Origin of the sequence: Cereibacter johrii, assembly GCF_001720585.1 — a bacterium.
Lineage (GTDB): Bacteria > Pseudomonadota > Alphaproteobacteria > Rhodobacterales > Rhodobacteraceae > Cereibacter_A > Cereibacter_A johrii.
Window position 1 is genome coordinate 1 of record NZ_MABH01000058.1, and the last position, 17,619, is coordinate 17,619.

17 protein-coding genes, 1 tRNA gene and 1 pseudogene are annotated in these 17,619 nt (G+C 69.8%); 8 read left to right on the plus strand and 11 right to left on the minus strand.

All coding sequences use genetic code 11. The features are described 5' to 3' along the window. The first annotated feature begins 42 nt into the window (after positions 1-42). From A9O63_RS21805 to A9O63_RS04125, 4 genes are all read left to right on the plus strand, one after another. Positions 43-159 carry a helix-turn-helix domain-containing protein gene (locus A9O63_RS21805; protein WP_268874908.1) on the plus strand — a complete coding sequence of 39 codons (117 nt, stop codon included), beginning with the start codon at positions 43-45 and terminating at the stop codon, positions 157-159. A gap of 96 nt (positions 160-255) precedes the next feature. Further along, positions 256-1,419: an efflux RND transporter periplasmic adaptor subunit gene (locus tag A9O63_RS04115; RefSeq protein WP_069330789.1), complete on the plus strand. Its 1,164-nt coding sequence runs from the start codon at positions 256-258 to the stop codon at positions 1,417-1,419. Positions 1,420-1,435: 16 nt separating this feature from the next. Beyond that, a complete protein-coding gene (locus A9O63_RS04120) occupies positions 1,436-4,555 on the plus strand; it encodes an efflux RND transporter permease subunit (protein ID WP_069330790.1) in 3,120 nt (1,039 codons plus the stop codon). Positions 4,556-4,579: 24 nt separating this feature from the next. Continuing rightward, positions 4,580-5,224 (plus strand): TetR/AcrR family transcriptional regulator, encoded by a 645-nt coding sequence (locus A9O63_RS04125; protein WP_069330791.1) that lies wholly within the window; start codon positions 4,580-4,582, stop codon positions 5,222-5,224. A 299-nt stretch (positions 5,225-5,523) separates the two neighbouring features. Here A9O63_RS04125 and A9O63_RS04130 read toward each other — a convergent pair. Next, positions 5,524-5,613 (minus strand) — tRNA-Ser (locus tag A9O63_RS04130). 420 nt (positions 5,614-6,033) lie between these two features. Beyond that, on the minus strand, positions 6,034-6,696 hold the full coding sequence (locus tag A9O63_RS04135) for an SDR family oxidoreductase (RefSeq protein ID WP_084295592.1): 663 nt from the start codon (positions 6,694-6,696) through the stop codon (positions 6,034-6,036). A 129-nt stretch (positions 6,697-6,825) separates the two neighbouring features. Between A9O63_RS04135 and A9O63_RS04140 the strand changes: the two genes are divergently transcribed. The 3 genes from A9O63_RS04140 (at position 6,826) to A9O63_RS04150 (ending at position 9,110) form a co-directional block, all read left to right on the plus strand. Further along, entirely contained in the window at positions 6,826-7,545 is a 720-nt protein-coding gene (locus A9O63_RS04140) for a helix-turn-helix transcriptional regulator (RefSeq protein WP_235836924.1), read from the plus strand. Positions 7,546-7,618: 73 nt separating this feature from the next. Further along, a complete protein-coding gene (locus A9O63_RS04145; RefSeq protein WP_069330794.1) occupies positions 7,619-8,542 on the plus strand; it encodes a DMT family transporter in 924 nt (307 codons plus the stop codon). A gap of 244 nt (positions 8,543-8,786) precedes the next feature. Beyond that, positions 8,787-9,110 carry a hypothetical protein gene (locus A9O63_RS04150; protein ID WP_037088030.1) on the plus strand — a complete coding sequence of 108 codons (324 nt, stop codon included), beginning with the start codon at positions 8,787-8,789 and terminating at the stop codon, positions 9,108-9,110. Here A9O63_RS04150 and A9O63_RS04155 read toward each other — a convergent pair. The 3 genes from A9O63_RS04155 to A9O63_RS04165 form a co-directional block, all read right to left on the minus strand. Then, on the minus strand, positions 9,085-9,345 hold the full coding sequence (locus tag A9O63_RS04155; protein WP_069330795.1) for a WGR domain-containing protein: 261 nt from the start codon (positions 9,343-9,345) through the stop codon (positions 9,085-9,087). The two genes, A9O63_RS04150 and A9O63_RS04155, sit on opposite strands and share 26 nt — an antisense overlap. Before the next feature lie 252 nt (positions 9,346-9,597). Further along, positions 9,598-10,110 (minus strand): lysozyme inhibitor LprI family protein, encoded by a 513-nt coding sequence (locus A9O63_RS04160; RefSeq protein WP_069330796.1) that lies wholly within the window; start codon positions 10,108-10,110, stop codon positions 9,598-9,600. Positions 10,111-10,221: 111 nt separating this feature from the next. After that, a complete protein-coding gene (locus tag A9O63_RS04165; RefSeq protein ID WP_069330797.1) occupies positions 10,222-11,577 on the minus strand; it encodes an ABC1 kinase family protein in 1,356 nt (451 codons plus the stop codon). A 324-nt stretch (positions 11,578-11,901) separates the two neighbouring features. Here A9O63_RS04165 and A9O63_RS04170 point away from each other — a divergent pair, with 324 nt between their 5' ends. Beyond that, positions 11,902-12,099 (plus strand): hypothetical protein, encoded by a 198-nt coding sequence (locus tag A9O63_RS04170; protein ID WP_235836925.1) that lies wholly within the window; start codon positions 11,902-11,904, stop codon positions 12,097-12,099. A gap of 33 nt (positions 12,100-12,132) precedes the next feature. Here A9O63_RS04170 and A9O63_RS04175 read toward each other — a convergent pair whose 3' ends face one another. The 6 genes and pseudogenes from A9O63_RS04175 to A9O63_RS04200 form a co-directional block, all read right to left on the minus strand. Next, positions 12,133-13,737 (minus strand): methyl-accepting chemotaxis protein, encoded by a 1,605-nt coding sequence (locus A9O63_RS04175; protein WP_069330799.1) that lies wholly within the window; start codon positions 13,735-13,737, stop codon positions 12,133-12,135. 101 nt (positions 13,738-13,838) lie between these two features. Next, positions 13,839-14,204 (minus strand): response regulator, encoded by a 366-nt coding sequence (locus tag A9O63_RS04180; RefSeq protein WP_069330800.1) that lies wholly within the window; start codon positions 14,202-14,204, stop codon positions 13,839-13,841. Positions 14,205-14,364: 160 nt separating this feature from the next. Further along, complete coding sequence (locus tag A9O63_RS04185; protein WP_069330801.1) at positions 14,365-14,973, minus strand: 2-dehydro-3-deoxy-6-phosphogalactonate aldolase; 609 nt, start codon at positions 14,971-14,973, stop codon at positions 14,365-14,367. 61 nt (positions 14,974-15,034) lie between these two features. Continuing rightward, a complete protein-coding gene (locus tag A9O63_RS04190) occupies positions 15,035-15,793 on the minus strand; it encodes a DUF1194 domain-containing protein (protein WP_069330802.1) in 759 nt (252 codons plus the stop codon). A 135-nt stretch (positions 15,794-15,928) separates the two neighbouring features. After that, on the minus strand, positions 15,929-16,975 hold the full coding sequence (locus tag A9O63_RS04195; protein ID WP_069330803.1) for a TAXI family TRAP transporter solute-binding subunit: 1,047 nt from the start codon (positions 16,973-16,975) through the stop codon (positions 15,929-15,931). A 33-nt stretch (positions 16,976-17,008) separates the two neighbouring features. Next, positions 17,009-17,619: pseudogene (locus A9O63_RS04200) on the minus strand (hypothetical protein); the annotation flags it as partial.

Consider the following 17,619-nt stretch of genomic DNA (forward strand, 5'->3'; position numbering starts at 1 on the left):
GGGTCCGCGGCCGGCCCGGCCGTCCCGCAGGCGGCGGGGGCGGTGCTCGCGCAGGTGCTGCGCCAGACCGGGGGCAATGTCTCCGAGGCCGCGCGGCGGCTGGGCGTGAACCGCTCGACAATTCATCGCCAGATCCGCCGGATGGGTATGACACGCTGAAAAGACGGGCATTCGGGGCCACCCTGCACGCGGACGCTTGACTTTGGAAACTGGTTGGTTTCCTAAGCGGGCCACCGCTGCCGATGGAGTCTGCCCGTGACCTTCCCCCGCCTTCCGCTCGTTCTTGCGGCCCTGATCCTCGCCGCCCCGGCCGTCCGTGCCGAAGGGCCCGCGGGGGCCGAGCGTCCGCCGTCTCCGGTCACGGTGGTCACCCTGACCGCGCAGGACTATCCGATCATCTCGATCCTCCCGGGCCGCGTGACGGCCTCGGAAGTGGCCGAGGTGCGGCCTCAGGTCAACGGCATCATCCGCGAGCGGCTGTTCGAGGAGGGGACCGAGGTCGAGAAGGACCAGCCGCTCTACAAGATCGAGGACGACATGTATGCGGCCGCGGTCGCGGCGGCGCGCGCGGCCGTCACGCAGGCCGAGGCCACGCTGCGCTCGGCCGAGAAGGACGCCCGCCGCGCCGAGGAGCTGTTCGGCAACAATGCGGGCAGCGAGCAGCGGCTCGACACGGCCGTGGCCACGCGCGACGCGGCGGCGGCGGCGCTGCAGATGGCGCGGGCCGAGCTGAGGACGGCAGAGATCAACCTCAGCCGCACGACGGTGCGCGCGCCCATCGCGGGCACCATCGGCCTGTCGCAGACCACGACGGGGGCGCTGGTGGCCGAAGGGCAGGAGGCGCCGCTCACCACGATCCGCAGCCTCGACCGGGTGCATGTGGATGTGACGCAATCGGCGACCGACCTGCTGAAATGGCGCAGCCGGACGGGCAAGAACACGGTCGGACGCGCCGACGAGAATGTGGCGCTGATCCTCGCCGACGGCAGCCGCTATCCGCTGCGCGGCCGCCTTGCCGCGGCCGAGCCGCAGGTGCAGCCCACCACGGGCATGGTCACGCTGCGGATCCATTTCCCCAATCCGCAGAGGATCCTGCTGCCCGGCATGTATGTGCAGGTCGAACTGCCGGTGGCGCGCGCCGACAAGGCGGTGGCGGTGCCGCATCAGGCCGTCATCCGCGACCGGCTGGGGGTGCCCGCGGTCTGGCTGGTCACCGAGCAGAACGTCATCGAGGCGCGCCCCGTGGAGATCGTGAAGTCCGACGGCGACCGCTGGATCGTGACCAAGGGGCTCGAGACGGGCGACCGGGTGGTGGTCGCGGGCTTCCAGAAGGCGGCCGTGGGCGCGCCGGTGGCGCCCGAGGAACAGGGTGCGCTGCCCGGGCCGGCCGTGAAGGCCGAAGCCGCCGCCGCGAACTGAAGGGCAGGGAGCCGCAATGGGACGTTTCTTCATCGACCGCCCGGTCTTCGCCTGGGTGATCGCCATCGTCATCATGGCGCTCGGGGTCCTCTCGATCCTGCGCCTGCCCGTATCGCAATATCCCTCGATCGCGCCGCCCGCGGTGGTGATCGGCGCGACCTATCCCGGCGCCTCGGCCGAGACCGTGACCGACACCGTGACCCAGGTGATCGAGCGCGAGATGACCGGCCTCGACGGGCTGCGCTACATCTCCTCCTCCTCGACCTCGACCGGGGTCGCGCAGATCACCCTGACCTTCGAGCTCGGCACCGATCCCGACATCGCGCAAGTCCAGGTGCAGAACAAGCTGAGCCAGGCCCAGGCGCTCCTGCCGCAGGCGGTGGTGCGGCAGGGCGTGACGGTGCGGAAATCCTCGGCGGGCTTCCTCATGGTCATCGCCATGACCTCCGACAACGGCGCCTATTCCGCCTCGGAGCTGGCGGACTACATGTCCTCGAACATGGTCGAGAGCATCAGCCGCCTGCCGGGCGTGGGCTCGGTGCAGGTCTTCGGCTCGCAGCACGCGATGCGGATCTGGCTCGATCCGAACAAGCTCAACGCCTATGATCTCTCGCCCTCCGACGTGACGGCGGCTGTCTCGGCGCAGAACGCTCAGATCTCGGCGGGCTCGTTCGGCGCGCGCCCCGCCCCCGAGGGCCAGCAGCTTCAGGCCACGATCACCGCCCAGTCGCTTCTGCAGACGCCCGAGGATTTCGAGCAGATCGTGCTCCGGGCCGAGACCGACGGCGGGCTCGTCCTGCTGCGCGACGTGGCGCGGGTCGAGCTCGGCGCGCAGAGCTACGAGATCGACGGACGCTACAACCGCAGCCCCGCCTCGGGCATGGCGATCCAGCTCGCCTCGGGCGCCAATGCGCTCGACACGGCCGATGTGGTGCGCGCGAAGGTGGACGAGCTCGCGGCCTTCTTCCCCGAGGGCATGACCTACGAAGTGCCCTACGACACCACCCCCTTCGTGCGCATCTCGATCGAGGAGGTGGTCAAGACACTGATCGAGGCCATCGTCCTCGTCGTCCTCGTGATGCTGCTGTTCCTCCAGAACATCCGCGCGACGCTGATCCCCACGCTCGCGGTGCCGGTCGTGCTTCTGGGCACCTTCGGTGTGATGGCGGCGCTCGGCTTCTCGATCAACACGCTCACCATGCTCGCCATGGTGCTGGCCATCGGCCTTCTGGTCGATGACGCCATCGTGGTGGTCGAGAACGTCGAGCGGATCATGGAGCAGGAGGGGCTCGATCCGGTGGCAGCCACCCGCAAGAGCATGGACGAGATCTCGGGCGCGCTCGTGGCCATCGCCATGGTGCTCTCGGCGGTGTTCGTGCCGATGGCCTTCTTCGGCGGCTCGACGGGCGAGATCTACAAGCAGTTCTCCATCACCATCGTCTCGGCCATGGCGCTGTCGGTGCTGGTTGCGCTGACGCTGACGCCCGCGCTCTGCGCCACGATCCTCAAGCGGGGTCACCATTCCGCCCGGCGCGGCCCGGTGGGCTGGTTCAACCGCGGCTTCGACGCGACCACCCGCGGCTATGGCGGGCTCGTGGGCCGCGTGGTGCGTCGCCCGGTGCTGATGATGGTGCTCTTCGGAGTCATCGTGGCCGGCATGGTGGCCCTCTTCCAGCGCACCCCCACGGCCTTCCTGCCGGACGAGGATCAGGGCGTGCTCATCACCCTGATCCAGACCCCCTCGGGCGCCACGGCCGAGCGCACGCTCGCAGCCATCGAGGAGGTCGAGAACTACTGGCTCGAGAAGGAGGCCGAGAATGTGAGCGCCGTCTTCGGCGTGAACGGCTTCTCCTTCGCGGGGCAGGGGCAGAACATGGGCATCGTCTTCGTGCGGCTGAAGCCGTGGGAAGAACGTCTGCGCCCCGATCAGAGCGTGGCCGCCATGGCCGGGCGCGCCTTCCCGACCTTCATGGGGATGCGCGATGCGATGGTCTTTCCCATCGTGCCGCCGCCGGTGCTGGAGCTCGGCAACTCGAACGGCTTCACGCTCTTCCTGCAGGCGCGGCAGGGCCAGAGCCACGAGGACCTGCTCGACGCGCGCAACATGCTGCTGGGCCTCGCCTCGCAGAGCCCGCTGCTCGCCTCGGTGCGGCCGAACGGGGTCGAGGATGCCTCGCAGTTCCGCCTCGACATCGACTGGCGCAAGGCGGGCGCGGTGGGCGTGACCGCGGCACAGGTCGGCGATTTCCTCAACACCGCCTGGGCCGGATCCTACGTCAACGACTTCCTCGACCAGGGCCGGGTGAAGCGGGTCTATGTGCAGGGCGAGCCCTGGGCGCGGACCGATCCGGACGATCTCGACCTCTGGCGCATCCCGAACAAGGACGGCGAGTTCGTGGCGCTCTCGACTTTCGCCGACCAGACCTGGTTCTACGGGCCCCAGCAGGTGGCGCGCTACAATGCCGTCCGCTCGATGGAGATCCAGGGCCAGCCGATCCCGGGCGTCTCCTCGGGCGAGGCCATGGCCGAGATGGAGCGGCTGGGCGCCCAGCTTCCGCCGGGCTTCGCGCTCGAATGGACGGGCCTCTCGCTCGAAGAGCGCGAGGCGGGCGATCAGGCGAGCCTTCTGTTCCTCCTGTCGGTGGGCGCGGTCTTCCTCTGCCTCGCCGCGCTCTACGAGAGCTGGTCGGTGCCGATCGCGGTCCTGCTCGCCATGCCGGTGGGCATCCTGGGCGCGCTTCTCGGCGCCTGGGCGGGCCATCAGGCGAACGGCGTCTATTTCCAGGTGGGGCTTCTCACCGTGGTGGGTCTGACCGGCAAGAACGGGATCATGATCGTGGAATTCGCCCGCAGCCGGCTTGCGCAGGGCGACCCGCTTCTGGAGGCGATCCGGCATGCGGCGGTGCTGCGGTTCCGCCCGATCCTGATGACCTCGCTCGCCTTCTCGCTGGGCGTGGTGCCGCTCGTGCTCTCGACCGGCGCGGGGGCAGGGGCGCGGCGCGCGATCGGCGACGGCATCCTCGGCGGCACGATCACGGGTACGCTTCTGGGGATCGTTTTCGTGCCTGTGTTCTTTGTTCTGGTGAACAGCCTCTTCCGTCGCCGCAAGACCGCTCCTGCGGCCGCGACGGCCTGAGGGGCCCGGCAGAGGACACGCAGCATGACCGAGGAGAAACCGAAGATCGGCAGGCCGCCGGTGCTGAGTTGCGCCGAGCGGACCTGCCAGATCCTGCGGGCGGCCGAGCAGGTCTTCGTCTGCCACGGCTATTCGGGGACGACGATGGACCGGATCGCCTGCGCGGCCGGCATGTCGAAACGGACGCTCTACCAGCATTTTCCCGACAAGCTCGCGGTGCTGCAGGGGATCCTGCGCGCCTACGACGCCGGGCCGCTGATGGAGAGCCTGACGGATCCCGATCCGCCGGGGAGCGCGCGCGAGATCCTGCACCGGTCGCTGGTCGAGATCCTCCGGTTTCTCCTGTGCCCGGCGCAGGTGGCGCTGACGCGTCTCGCCGTGTCCGAGGCCACGGCTGCGCCCGAGGTGGCGCGCCTCTTCTATGACAATGCGATGGGCGGCCTCAGCGCGGCCTTCACCCGCCGCATTGCGCGGCTGGCTGCGCAGGGGCGCATCCGCTGCAGCGATGCCGACTGGCTCGGCTCGAGCCTCGTGGGCGGCGCGCTGAACCGCCAGCTCCTGCGCCGCCTGACCCACCCCGAAGCGGGGCCGCCCGACGTGGCCGACCTCGAGCGCCGGGTCTCGGCGCTCCTCGACCTTGTCGGGCCCTCTCTGGGCTTCGCGGACTGAGGAAGCCCGCGGCAGGGGGCTCTGCAGAAGCGCCCCCCGCGTGTGGCGGCCCGCGCCCCGGGTCGCACCAACGCCGCCGCACGATTGCCTGACTGTGGGGGGAAGGTGCCAATGGGTCTGGAGCCCGAGACGGGATCCACAAGGTAACAGGGTGCAATCTCCGGTCTTTCTGCCGGGCCAAGCTATTCCTCGCAGCTCTTGGAAAGATGCGTGTGATCCACGATGTAAACCGTCGTGTTGGCCGATCTTTGCGCCGGATCAGGCACTTCCCCGCAACGCTTTGATCGCGAGGGGAAGATTGGCGGAAGCGGTGGGATTCGAACCCACGGACGGCTCGCACCGTCGCTGGTTTTCAAGACCAGAGCCTTAAACCACTCGGCCACGCTTCCTTGCCTCGACGGCCTGTCGTCCCGCCACGGCCCTGAGGCCTCGGTGCGCCTCTGTGCCTTCAGCAGTCCCACGGCCCGGCTTCGTCCTCACACCCGCAAGCCACGAGACTTCGGCGGATCCGAGGATCTGGAGGCTTCTAGCTCGGCGGAGGGGCGCCGTCCAGCGGCCTGCATCAATATCTGATAAGCAAGATTATGTAATCTAATCGATGCCGGGAATTGCCTGGCTCCACCATGCCTGCAGCTCAGGAGCCGCTCTTCTCCAGGCGGAGTTGAGCGACCGACTTCGACCTCCTGCATCCGAGAGCCTGCCGCATCGGCTTCAGCCGCCTGGCGGCCTGCTGCCCGGACTCGCCCGACCTTCGGCCGTGTTCTCCTCCGGGTCGGGCCGCTCCGGCAGATGATCCGGCCGCCTCGGCGTCACTCCGCGTAGATCATCTTCCTCGTCATTCCGCCATCCACGACGATGACCTGACCGGTCACGAAGCCCGCCTCGGCGAGCCAGAGCACCGTGTCTGCCACATCTTCCGGGCGGCCGACACGGCCCGCCGGATGCTGGGCATGGTCGATGTCCCGGAGCCCGTCGCCGCGGGCGATCCAGCCGGGCGCGATGGCGTTGGCCCGCAGGCGCGGCCCGAGGCTCACCGCGAGCGCCTGGGTCAGGGCGACGAGACCGCCCTTGGAGGCAGCATAGGCCTCCGTCTCGGGCTCGGACATGAAGGCGCGGGTCGAGGCCATGTTCACGATCGATCCGCCGGGCCGCAGGAGCGGCACCGCCGCCCGGACCATGAGGAAGGCCGCGGTGAGGTGACTGTCGGTCATCCGCCGCCAGTCGGCGAGCGACAGCTCGGCGATCGGGCCCGTGACCGGATCGGCCCGTCCCGCATTGTTCACGAGAAGGTCAAGCCCGGACCAGCCAAGCTCGGCCATGGCGGCCGCCACCGACCCTTCGCAGGTCACGTCGCAGCGGATCGAGCGCGTGGCCTCCGGGGCCTCCTCGAGATCGAAGGAGGCCACATCCCAGCCGTGCGCGCGCAGCGTCCGGCAGATCCCTGCGCCGATGAGGCCGGCGCCGCCTGTCACGAGGGCTTGTTTCATGTCCCGAGCTTAGGGCGCCGGCGCCGCAGGTCCAGAGACCTCATGGCGGAGATGGCACCGCGGCGGAACTTGTGGCAGGAGAAGCCGGACGATGCGCGCGACAGGATCCCGTCCATGACCCAGGCCCTGCATATCCGCAGCTATTCCGGCGCCGGAGCCCTGCACGACCATGACCATGCGCAGCTCGTCCTGCAGATGGCCGGCACGCTCGAGATCGAGGTGGGCGGGCACGGTGCGCGGCTGTCGCAGGCGGTCTCGGCCGTGATCGCGCCGGGCGAGCCCCATGCGCAGCAGGGCTGCGGCCTCAATCGGTCGCTGGTGCTGGACCTGCCGGCTGCGGCCCTGCCCGAGGGCGCGCTCGACCGCCGGTTCCTGCCCGTGCCCGAGGCCGCGCGGCGGCTCGTCGAGTTCGCGGACCTTTCGGCCGCCACCGGCACGCTTCCCGAGCGGGTGGGCGGCCCGCTGCTGCGGCTTCTTCTGGACAGCCTCTGGCAAAATGCCCGCCCCTGCCCCTTCGCACGGCTCGAGGCCGCCATCCGCGCCGAACCCGCGCTCGACTGGACCGTGGACCGGATGGCGCGGGTCGCGGGGATGAGCCGCTCGGCGCTCTACCGGGCGCTTGCGGAGGCCCGCGGCACGACGCCCGCCCGCCTCGTCACAGCGACGCGGATCGCGCTGGCGCAGGGCGCCTTGCGCCAGCCTGGCCGCTCCCTCGCGGAGCTCGCGGCCGAGCTGGGCTTTTCGGATCAGGCCGCGCTGACGCGCGCCATGCGGCGCGAGACCGGAAGGACGCCCGGCGCATGGCGCGCGCTCTGGGGGACGCCCGGCCCATGAAGCGGGACGGGCGGACAAGACCGCTGGCACCGCCCCGTGGCAGGATCGCCCATCCTTTCCGAAAGCTCTTCCCATGCCGTCCCGCAGCCTCAGCCTCCTTTGCGTCATCCTCGCCGCCGTCCTCTGGGGCACGACGGGCACCGTCCAGAGCCTTCTGCCGCCCGAGCGCGAGCCGCTGATCGTCGCCGCCATCCGGCTCGCCGTAGGTGCCACGCTCCTCCCCCTGATGGCGCTCCGCCTGCCCGAGAGCCGCCGCGCCTTCCGCCGGCTGCCCTGGCGTCCGGTGCTGGTCGCGGGCCTCGCCATCGGGCTCTACAACCTCCTCTTCTTCGTCGCCGTGACGCAGGCGGGCGTGGGCGTCGGCACCGCCATCGCCATCGGCAGCGCCCCGGTCTGGGTGACGCTCTATGAGGCGGCCGTGCTGGGTCGTCTGCCCACGGGACTGCGGGCGGCGGGACAGGTCCTTTCGGTGCTGGGCGCGGCGCTTCTGGTGGCGCAGGCGGGCGCGGGCAGCGCCTCCCTGACGGGCGCGGCCCTGGCGGCTGCCGCGGGCGCTGCCTATGCCACCTATTCGGTGGCGACTGGCCGGGTGGGCGCGCAGGTGCCCTCGGACACGCTGGCCGCGGCGACCTTCAGCGTGGCCATGCTGCTTGCGGCCCCGGCGCTCTTCCTCCTGCCGGTGAGCTGGGTCGCGGATCTGCGCGCCTGGCCCGCGCTCCTCTTCCTCGGCGCGGTCACGACGGGGGTCGCCTATGCTCTCTTCACGCGAGGTCTTGCGGGGCTCACCACCTCGACAGCCGTCACGCTTTCGCTCGTCGAGCCGCTCACCGCCTGGATTCTGGCGATCGTCGTTCTGGGCGAGGCGGTAACAGCGCAGCGGCTTCTGGGAGCGGCCCTGCTGTTCGCGGGGCTCGCGATCGTGACGCTGGCCCCTGCCCGGCCGGCGGCCGCCGCAATCCGAGGCGAGAATCAGCGCGCCGGCACATCCCAGGGGTGAACCGCCGCTGGCGCCCCGCTCTCGGGGCGCTCCGCGCCGGTGCCGGCAGATTTCCTGCCCGGATCCGCTCGCGGAGGCTGGCCGGCACAGGATGGGAAAACAGCCGCTTGTTAGGAAAAAGTTTACAAGCCTGTGCGATTGCCATCCGGCCGTCACGCAGATGAAGATTGACTTCGATAGGGTAACGGCGAGACTTCAGCCTGTCGCTCAGGCGGCAATGGTGCAGGAAGAGGAGGACTGCTCCATGATAACCGAAACGACCGATCGGCACCGGGCCCTGTTCCGCAGCCGCAGGACCGCCCCGCCCCCTTCGACCCGTGACGAGACCGTCCGTTCGGCAGAACCCGACGAGACAAGCTGCATCTGGAAGGCGACCGGCCTCTGCCCCGGTCAGGATGAACTGGACGCCCGCGGCCATATGGCCTGCCTCTGCGCGCAGGTGCTGATGGCGCCCTCGCCGGATCGGGTGATCGATACGCTCACCGATCTCGGCCTTACGGACGCGCAGATCGGGCGCTACTTCCACATCCCGGTCCGCTGCGTCATGGCGCTGCGGCGCCCGGCATGAGCCCCGCTCCGGCGACGGCATAGCCTCGCCGGAGCTTCCTCTGCACCATCCGCTCGCAGATCTCCCGGACGCGCTCGGGCGAGCCCGAGGCGCGGATGTCCGTGCGCCCTGCCCCGCCGATCCGTCCCCACTGCAAAACCAGCGCCGCGCCCCCGAACAGGTCGGGCTCGCAGCGGATCAGGTAGAACCGGAAGCAGTTGCTCTCTGGATCGATCTTCTCGAGACGGATCTCCATGGCGTCCCCCTGCCGGGCTCTCCAGAGGAAAGCCGCCTTTCCGGCGTCTGGCAAGCCTCGTCCTGCGCACCGGAGCGTGAGGCCGCGACGACACCGACAGAGGTTTGGGGACAAGTCGCACCTCTGCCGGTGCCTGACCGGACGTGCCTTCTGGCGCAGGCACCTTCGTGATCCGGGTGGCGCCAGATTATAAAGATGCACCGCGCGTGCATTGATCGAGGGCAAGGCTGCGGGCGACAGGCTGACGCAGGCTCAGCGCTTCCGGCTGGCGGCTTCTTCCAGAAGCAGCGCCTCCTCGGCCGTCCGGCGCATGAGACAGTCCGAGGCCACCACCATGCGGTCGGGCTTGCCGCGCCGGCGGGCCGCCTCGAAGAAGCACCGCTTCTCGCTCCAGTCGGTCCAGGCCTCGTGCATCGCCGCCAGATCGTCGGTCATGCGGGGCGCGCCCTGCGAGATCGCCTTGGCGAACTCCACGTCCCGCAGCTTCGCCTCCTTCTGCGCGGCCTCGTAGGCGACCGTCATCCGGTCACGCCACCAGTTGGCCTCGGCGGCCGCGCAGGCCGCTTCCTCGACCTCGGTCGCGCCCCGCGTCTCGCGGCGGCAGAGGTCGGCGGCAAGGCCGATGCAGGCCGCCCCTTCGGCGGCGGTCTTCTTGTCCGAGAGGCAGTCCTCGGTCCGGTCGGGATGGAAGGGAATCGGTTGCGCGGAGGCGGCGACAGGGGCGCACAGCGGCAGCAGCATCAGAAGCAGGCGCAGACGGGACATGACAGGTCACTCTTGCTGAACGGTCCGCGGCAGAGGGCCGCGGCACGCTGACCATAGGCCCCATCGCCGCCGCCGTCGTGTGACAAGGTCACGCGGGAGCGGCTCACCTCTTCACGCGTTGCTTGAAGAATCGCCACTCAACCTGTTGTTAAGATGAGGATAAAGCAGATCGCCAATGGCGACCCGGGCGCGAAGCCGGCTGGCCAGCAGATACATGCCGCCGAACTTGCGCTGGATGTAGAAGGTCTCGACCGGCGGCAGATGATGGATCTCGCGCCGCTCTCCGATCTCCATCCCGAGGTCGCGCAGCCGCAGCGCCATGTCGTTCGCGCCGAAGTCGAAGACCGGTGCCCGCAGCGGTTCCATCGAGATCTCGAACATCCGCATCATCAGGGCGCGGAGGTCGGGCGGCACCGCATCCGACAGGAAGCCGAGCGCCCGCATCGCCGCCTCGGATCCGGGCAGGTCGCCCGCGAGGCCCGCCCGCAGGAGCTGCCGGTAGCCGTCGGCCATGCCGGGCTGGATGTCGCGGGTGGCGCCGAAATCGAGCAGAACCACCTGCCCGGTCGCGGCATCGTGGCGGTAGTTGGCGAAGTTCGGGTCGGTCTGCATCAGGCCGAACTCGAACAGCTCGCGGAACATGAGGCCGATCAGAAGCTTCATCGTCCGGTCGCGCAGGTCCTGTGGCGCCTCCGCCAGATCCTCGACCGGTTGCCCGGCCACATGGCTCATCGCCAGCACATCGCGCGTGGTCAGCGCCTCGTGCAGCCGGGGCACGCAGAACTCCGGCGCCCCCGCCAGCAGGTCGCCAAACCGCGCGAGGCAGCGGCCCTCCCGCCCGTAATCGGCTTCCTCGTGAAGTTGCCGCTTGGCCTCGGCCAGCATCGGCGCCACGTCGAGCCCCTTCGGCACCAGACCCGACAGGCGCAACAGGGCGGCCACATTGTCCACGTCACTGTCGATCGAGCGCCGCACCCCGGGATATTGCACCTTGATCGCAAGATCCTCGCCGTCCTTCGTCATCGCACGATGGACCTGCCCGATGGAGGCGGCGGCAATCGGGCGGACATTGAAGCTGCGGAACCGCCGCTGCCAGTCGGGCCCCCAGGCGGCCGTCAGGACGCTGCGCAGCTGCTGGGGCGGCATGTAATGCGCATCCGACCGGAGCCGCGCCAGAATCGCGGCCAGCTCGGGCGGCAGCATCTCGCCTGCATCCATCGACAGGAGCTGCCCCACCTTCATGGCCGCGCCACGCATCCGGGCAAGCTCCTCGGCCAGCCGCGCGACATTGGCCGGCGTCAGGATCAGCTCGCTCATCGCGGGCCGCCTGCCCTGGGCGAGTTGGCGCGCGCCCTGCAACGCCACGTTGCCGGCGATCCCCGAGGCGAGGCTGCCAAATCGCGCAAGACGGGAAATTCGACCACTCGGAACCGGCAGGGCGCGGGGGTCGGAAGGAGAGGAGGACATGATCGGAACGCTCATTTCAAAACTGGCGAAAAACTAGGCTCGGCAAGAGCCAACTCAAGCGGGGACTGTGTCAAAATGGCCAGATCCCACACTTTCGTCTGTGACTTGGTCTCCAAGGAACAATCGCGCTTGATTGTATCTTAATGAAACTCTATCGCTAAAGTATAGGAAGGGTTACAACCTTTAGTTGATACTACCGGAAGACGAACTGGTGCTCTAGATCCCATGCGAAATGATGCAAGTGCCCCTGCCCGCGACCATGCCGATCAGGATCGGAAGACGGCCGGTTTTCGCAATCACTCGAGCGCATCCCGGCCCGGGGTGATGGGGAAGACTGCCGCCCAGGTTCGCCCGCTGGCAAGCTACCGGTTCGAGAGCTGGCAGCCCGGCCCCTCCTTCTGGGAGCCGAAGGTCGATCTCCCCGAAGACCAGCTCACGCCGGAACGTGTGCTGCTCTCGCTCATGGGGTCGGTGTTCGTCGCGGCCTCGGTGCTGATCGCGATCCTGCTGGTCTTCAGCTGAAGCCGAAGGCGCGGCGAGGCCGCGCCTTGATGCTCATGCGACGCGCGCGCGCTCGAAGGCCGCGTCGAGATCGTCCTCCAACCGTTCATCGGCGCCCTTCTGCATCACGCCCGTCCTCTCGGGCTGGCGCGGCGCCTGGTCCACGGGACCGCCGATGCGGAAGTAGCTGACGGCTGCGCGCAGATCCTCCGACCGTTCCGACAGGTCCGCAGCACTGGACGAAAGCTCGCTCGCCGCGGCCGTATTCTGCTGCGTCACCGTGTCGAGCTGATGGAGAGCCTGGCTCACCTGTGAAGCCCCCGCCGCAAGCTCTTGCGAGGCCGCCGAAATATCGGAAACAAGGTCGGCCGTCCGTGCGATGTCGGGCACGAGGTTGTCGATCATCCCGCCTGCCGCAATCGCCGAGCGCGCCGTGGTGGACGACAGATCCGAGATTTCGGCCGCGGCGGCCTGGCTCCGCTCCGCGAGCCGCCGGACCTCCGTCGCCACCACGGCGAAGCCCCGCCCGTGTTCGCCTGCCCGCGCCGCCTCGACCGCGGCATTCAGCGCCAGAAGGTCCGTCTGGCGCGCGATCTCCTGCACGACATGGACCCGCTCGGCGATGGTGCGCATCGCCGACACCGCATCCGCGACGGCTGTGCCGCTCTGGCGGGCCGCTTCGGCCGAGGACCGCGCCATCCGCTCGGTCTCGCCTGAATTTTCCGCGCTCTGCCGGACGGTTGCGGCGATTTCCTCGACCGAGGCCGAAGCCTGCACGGTCGCGGCCGCCTGTTCGCTGGCGCCCTGGCTCAGCTGCTCGGACGTGGCGGCGACCTCGGCACTTCCCGAGGCCACCTCGCCCACGGCAGCGGTGACACGGCCCACCACATCGCGCAGCCGCAGCACCATGGCGTTGAGCGCGCGGAGAAGATCGGTGATCTCGTCATCGCCCCGCAGCACGGCCGTCTCGGTCAGATCCCCGTCCGCCACCCGCCGCGCCAGCGCCAGCGCCCGGGTCAGTCCGCGCCCGATCGAAAGGATCAGCCAGCCCGCCGCGAGGAAGGCAATCAGGGTTCCCGCCGCGATGGAACTCGCCATCAGCAGCATCGTCAGGTGACGCGCCTCGGCCGCCTCGGCCTCGGTCGCCTTCAGCGCGGCGAGGCTCCGGTCGCGCAGCCCCTCCATGATCTCCATCCGGCTGGCCTGCAGGCGGGGGAAGTAGTCGCCCCAGAGGAGCTTGCGCGCCTCCTCGGCCCGGCCCTCCTCCGACAGCAGCAAGGCCTTGTCGTTGACGCGGATCGACTGGTTCCAGAGGTCCTCGTACTCGGCCAGCGTCGCCCGGTCCGCCTCCGACGAACTCGCCACAAGCGCATCGAAGGTCGCGCGCATGTTCGCCCGCGCCGCAGCCACCTCTTCCTTCTTCGCCGCCTTGCCGGCGGGCGGAGACAGCATATGGTCGCGCACCGCGCCCTTCATGCGCAGCTGTTCGGCATTCAGCCGCTCGGCCAGCCGCACGCGCTCGAAGTCGTGCGCAACGAGGGTGGCCATGTCATCGTTCAGCTTGTTGATCGTATAGAGCGCATAGAGGTTGGTCGTGCCTGCCATGGCGAAGACGACGAGAAAGCTCGCCCCCAGCTTGTTGCGGATCGAGAGTCTCATGGCGGATCTTTCCTGTAGAGCCGGCGGGCGTCAGCGCCTCTGCCGGGCTGGGACGAACCGGGGCCCCCACGCACTCTGCCCCCACTGGTCCAGACAACAGCTCAGCCCAGCAGCTTCTTCATCACCGCGAGAAGCTGGGCCTGCGTGAAGGGCTTGACCATCCAGCCGAGCGCCCCCGCGGCGCGCGCTTCCGCCTTCAAGGCGTCGGCGGATTCGGTCGACAGGAACACGATGGGCGTGCCCTTGCCTTCGGGGCGGCTGCGGAAGGCGCGGATGAAGCCCAGCCCGTCGAGCCGCGGCATGTTCTGATCGGTCAGGATCGCGTCGACCGGCCGCGAGAGCGCAAGCTCCAGTGCCTCCTGCCCGTCCGACGCCTCGAGCACCTCGTAGCCCGCCTCGCGCAGCGTCAGCGCCACCATGCAGCGGATCGAGGGCGAATCGTCCACCGCAAGAACGGTTTTCGTCATGGCCTTGCCTCCGCCCGATCGGTCCTGCCGATCCGGTGTCTCCTGCTCTGCATCCGCTCATCCTGCCCTGGAGGCACGGCCGGTCCGCGCCCAGTTCCGGCAAGATGAACGACCGCGGAGCAGGATATTTGAGGGGCCCGGCGAAAGTTTCTGCCGGCGGTCAGGCGCCGCAGGCCTCATCGAAGGCCGCGACGAGGCGGCGGGCCCGATCGGCCACGTCGGAGGCCGCCCGCCCGGGCCGGTAGAGCGCCGTCCCGATCCCGAACCCGTCCGCCCCCGCCCGCTGCCAGATGCCGAGGGTGTCCGCCTCGGCACCGCCCACCGCATAGACAGGTACTGCAGGCGGCAGAACCGCCCGCAGCGCCTGAAGGCCTGCCGGGCCCGCGAGCGAGGCCGGAAAGAGCTTCAGCCCGTCCGCCCCGGCGCGGATCGCGCGGAAACATTCCGTGGCGGTGAAGACCCCCGGCACCGAGACGAGGCCCTGCGCCTTGCTGGCGGCGATGACCTCCTCGTTGCAGTCGGGCGAGACCACGAGCCGTGCGCCGAGGTCTGCCACGCGCAGGACATCCTCGGGCGACAGCACCGTCCCTGCCCCGATCAGCGCCCTCTCTCCGAAGCGGGTAACGAGGCGCCTCACGCTTTCGAGCGCGTCGGGCGAGTTGAGCGGCACTTCGATCCGGTCGATGCCCGCGTCGATCAGCGAGGCACCCACGGGCTCGACCTCGTCGGGCGTGATGCCGCGCAGGATGGCGATGATCGGTCGGGACATGGATCCCCCTTCGGGCAAAGCCTCACCCTCGGGCAGGCCGGGCGCAAGCGCAAGCCCCGCCTCAGGAGCGCCGCGCCGGACGATCGCCGCCGCCTGCGCCGGTGAGCCTGCGGGGCGGGAGGACGGGCCTGCTCGCGGCCAGCGCGGGAGGCGCGATCTCGCGGACGAGCTTGCGCGCGACGGCCTCGGCAAAGCCGCGGAACGCGGGCGTTTCCATCACGAAGGCGCCGGGGCCGACGATCACATGGCTCCGGAACCAGTCCGGCAGGTCCGCCTCCTCGTCGGTCACGGCCAGCGCGTTGACGGTCGCGCCCAGGGCCTCGGCCTCGGCGCGGGCCCGCGTGAGCTGGCCGCGGATACCTTTGCGCGGCGCCAGCGTCTCGCGGCCGTCGCCCGACAGGTTCACGAGGCGACGACCGGCACAGCCGTGCTCTGCCAGCATCTCCAGCGCGGCGGCAAGCCCCCCGCCCACCCCGGTCCGGCCCGGGGCGACCCGCTCCAGCGCGGCCAGGTGCACCGCGAGACGCCGGGCATCCTCGGGTGCGGCGATCCGCTCCCAGCCGAGGCGAGCCGGCGCGGCCTCACCGTCGGACCAGACCACGGCCGCCACATCCACGGTGCCCGCCGCAGCCAGCGCCGCCTGCACGGCCGGGCTGCGGAAGGCCTCGGCATAGCCTTCGGTCTGGAGGGCGAATTCGGCGCGGTCGATGCTGAGGGAACTGTCGAGCGCCAGCACAAGCGCCAGATCCGGGCAGTCGGAGGCTCGAGCGGCGGGTGCGGCCAGAAGGCATGACAGAAGAAGCAGCGGAAGGCGGGACATGGCGGGTTCCTCGTGACGATGTGCGAGCGTGTGGCCCCCTTGTCGCCTGCCGCCCGCAACGCCGCGTCAAGGCGCCGTGCATTCTCTGTCAAAACGGTGGCGGCGGGGTCCGGCCGGGCCGGATCCCGCCGATGGTCAGCAGCCCACCACGGCGCAAATCTGCCGCCGGTAGGCCCGGTTCGCCTCGCTCTCGGCCGAAGCGTCCGCAGGCGCGGCCATGGCCGGTTCGGGCGGATCGCAGGGCAGACGATAGGCCGGCTCAAGACCCGCATTGACGCATTCGCCGATGTCCCAACCCGCCGGCAGGTCGGTCAGGTTCACCTGCTTCCATTTCGGATGGCCCGATTGCTGAAGCTCGGGGAACTGGGTGCTCACCACATGGGCGATGTCGGACACGGCCTTGCAGCTTTCGCGGTGGTAGGCATTGCGTTTGGGATCGTAGCCGTAGGTCATCAGCACGGCCTTGACGGCGATGGCATCGACGGGGCCGGTCTGGAACGGATAGCTGCCGGCGGGGATCTGGGTCGGCTTGTAGACCTGCCGCAGCACCTCGTCGGCCACCGGGACCAGATGGAACCGCTCGCCGTCGATCTCGGGCGAGGTGAAGATCTTCGCAGGCGCACCGGCCACATAGAAGAAGGCGTCGATGTCCCCGGCCAGAAGCGCCTTGAGCGAGTCGTCCTGGTTCATCATCCTGCGCTCGCCGGGCGCGATCTGGGCGAGGTCGAGCACGAGCGAGGCGGTGAGGAAGGTGCCGGAATTCTCCACCCCGATCGAGACCCGCTTGCCGCCGAGTTCCGTCAGGCTGCCGATCTCCCTGCGCGCCAGAAGATGCACCTCCTCGTCGTAGAGCGGAAAGGCGATGCGGACGCCGAAGATCGCGCGGCTCACCTCGGGATCGTCCGCGGCGAAGGTCTTGAGATATTCGAGCACATCCGACTGGACGATGCCGAACTGCGTGCGCGGGCGCTGGCGGACGCCGAGGAAATTCTCGAGCGAGCCCGCGCTCTCATGCACGGTCATCTCGATGCCGCAGGCCGAGGCGGCCTGCGCGATGTCGCGGCCGATCTGGATGTAGGTTCCGGTCGGACCTCCCGTGAGCATGTTGACCTCCAGGGCCGGAAGCCGGGATGGAAGGCCCACGAGCAACAGGGCAATCGCGATCAGTCTGATAACGGGCAAGGGTTCCTCCTGCGCTTCGGAAACGGGAGCGGCTCAGCAGCCGCCCAGGGATCGGACGAGGGCCACGAGCGACTGGCGGTTGACCGTCCCCGTCGCGGTGCGGAGGGCATCGACCGGGCAGACGCCCGCCTGAAGCAGACCCGCGAGCTTCTGGTGCGGCGCGCTGCCCGGCGCCGGCATCCCCGGAGCGCCCGCCAGCGCCGCGGCGACCACGGCCGCATCCCGCGCGGGCCCTCTGGCCGGCACTGCCTCCGGCGGCGCTGGAGGGGCCTCGGCCACAGGGGCCTGCGTCGGCTGAGGGGCCGTCTCCGCCTCCGAGAGCCGCGCCCGTGCCGCCTCTTCGCGCTGCGCGAGGTCGGCGAGCCGTGCCTCTGCCTCCGCCAGCGCCTTCGTCTGCGCCTCGGCCCGCGTCCGCTGATCCACCTTGAGCGCCGTCAGCCGCGCCTCCGCCTTGGACAGATCCTTCACCTTCTCCTGACGCGCCGCCTCGAGCGCGGCCAGTCGGGCGTCTGCTTCGGACAGCGCCTGCGCCTGCGCCTCGGCCCGCCTGCGGCCTTCGGCCTCAAGGGCCGCGAGACGCGCCTCGGCCGCATGGACGGCTTCGGTCAGCCGCCCGAGCGAGGCCTCGCCCTCGCGCAACTCGC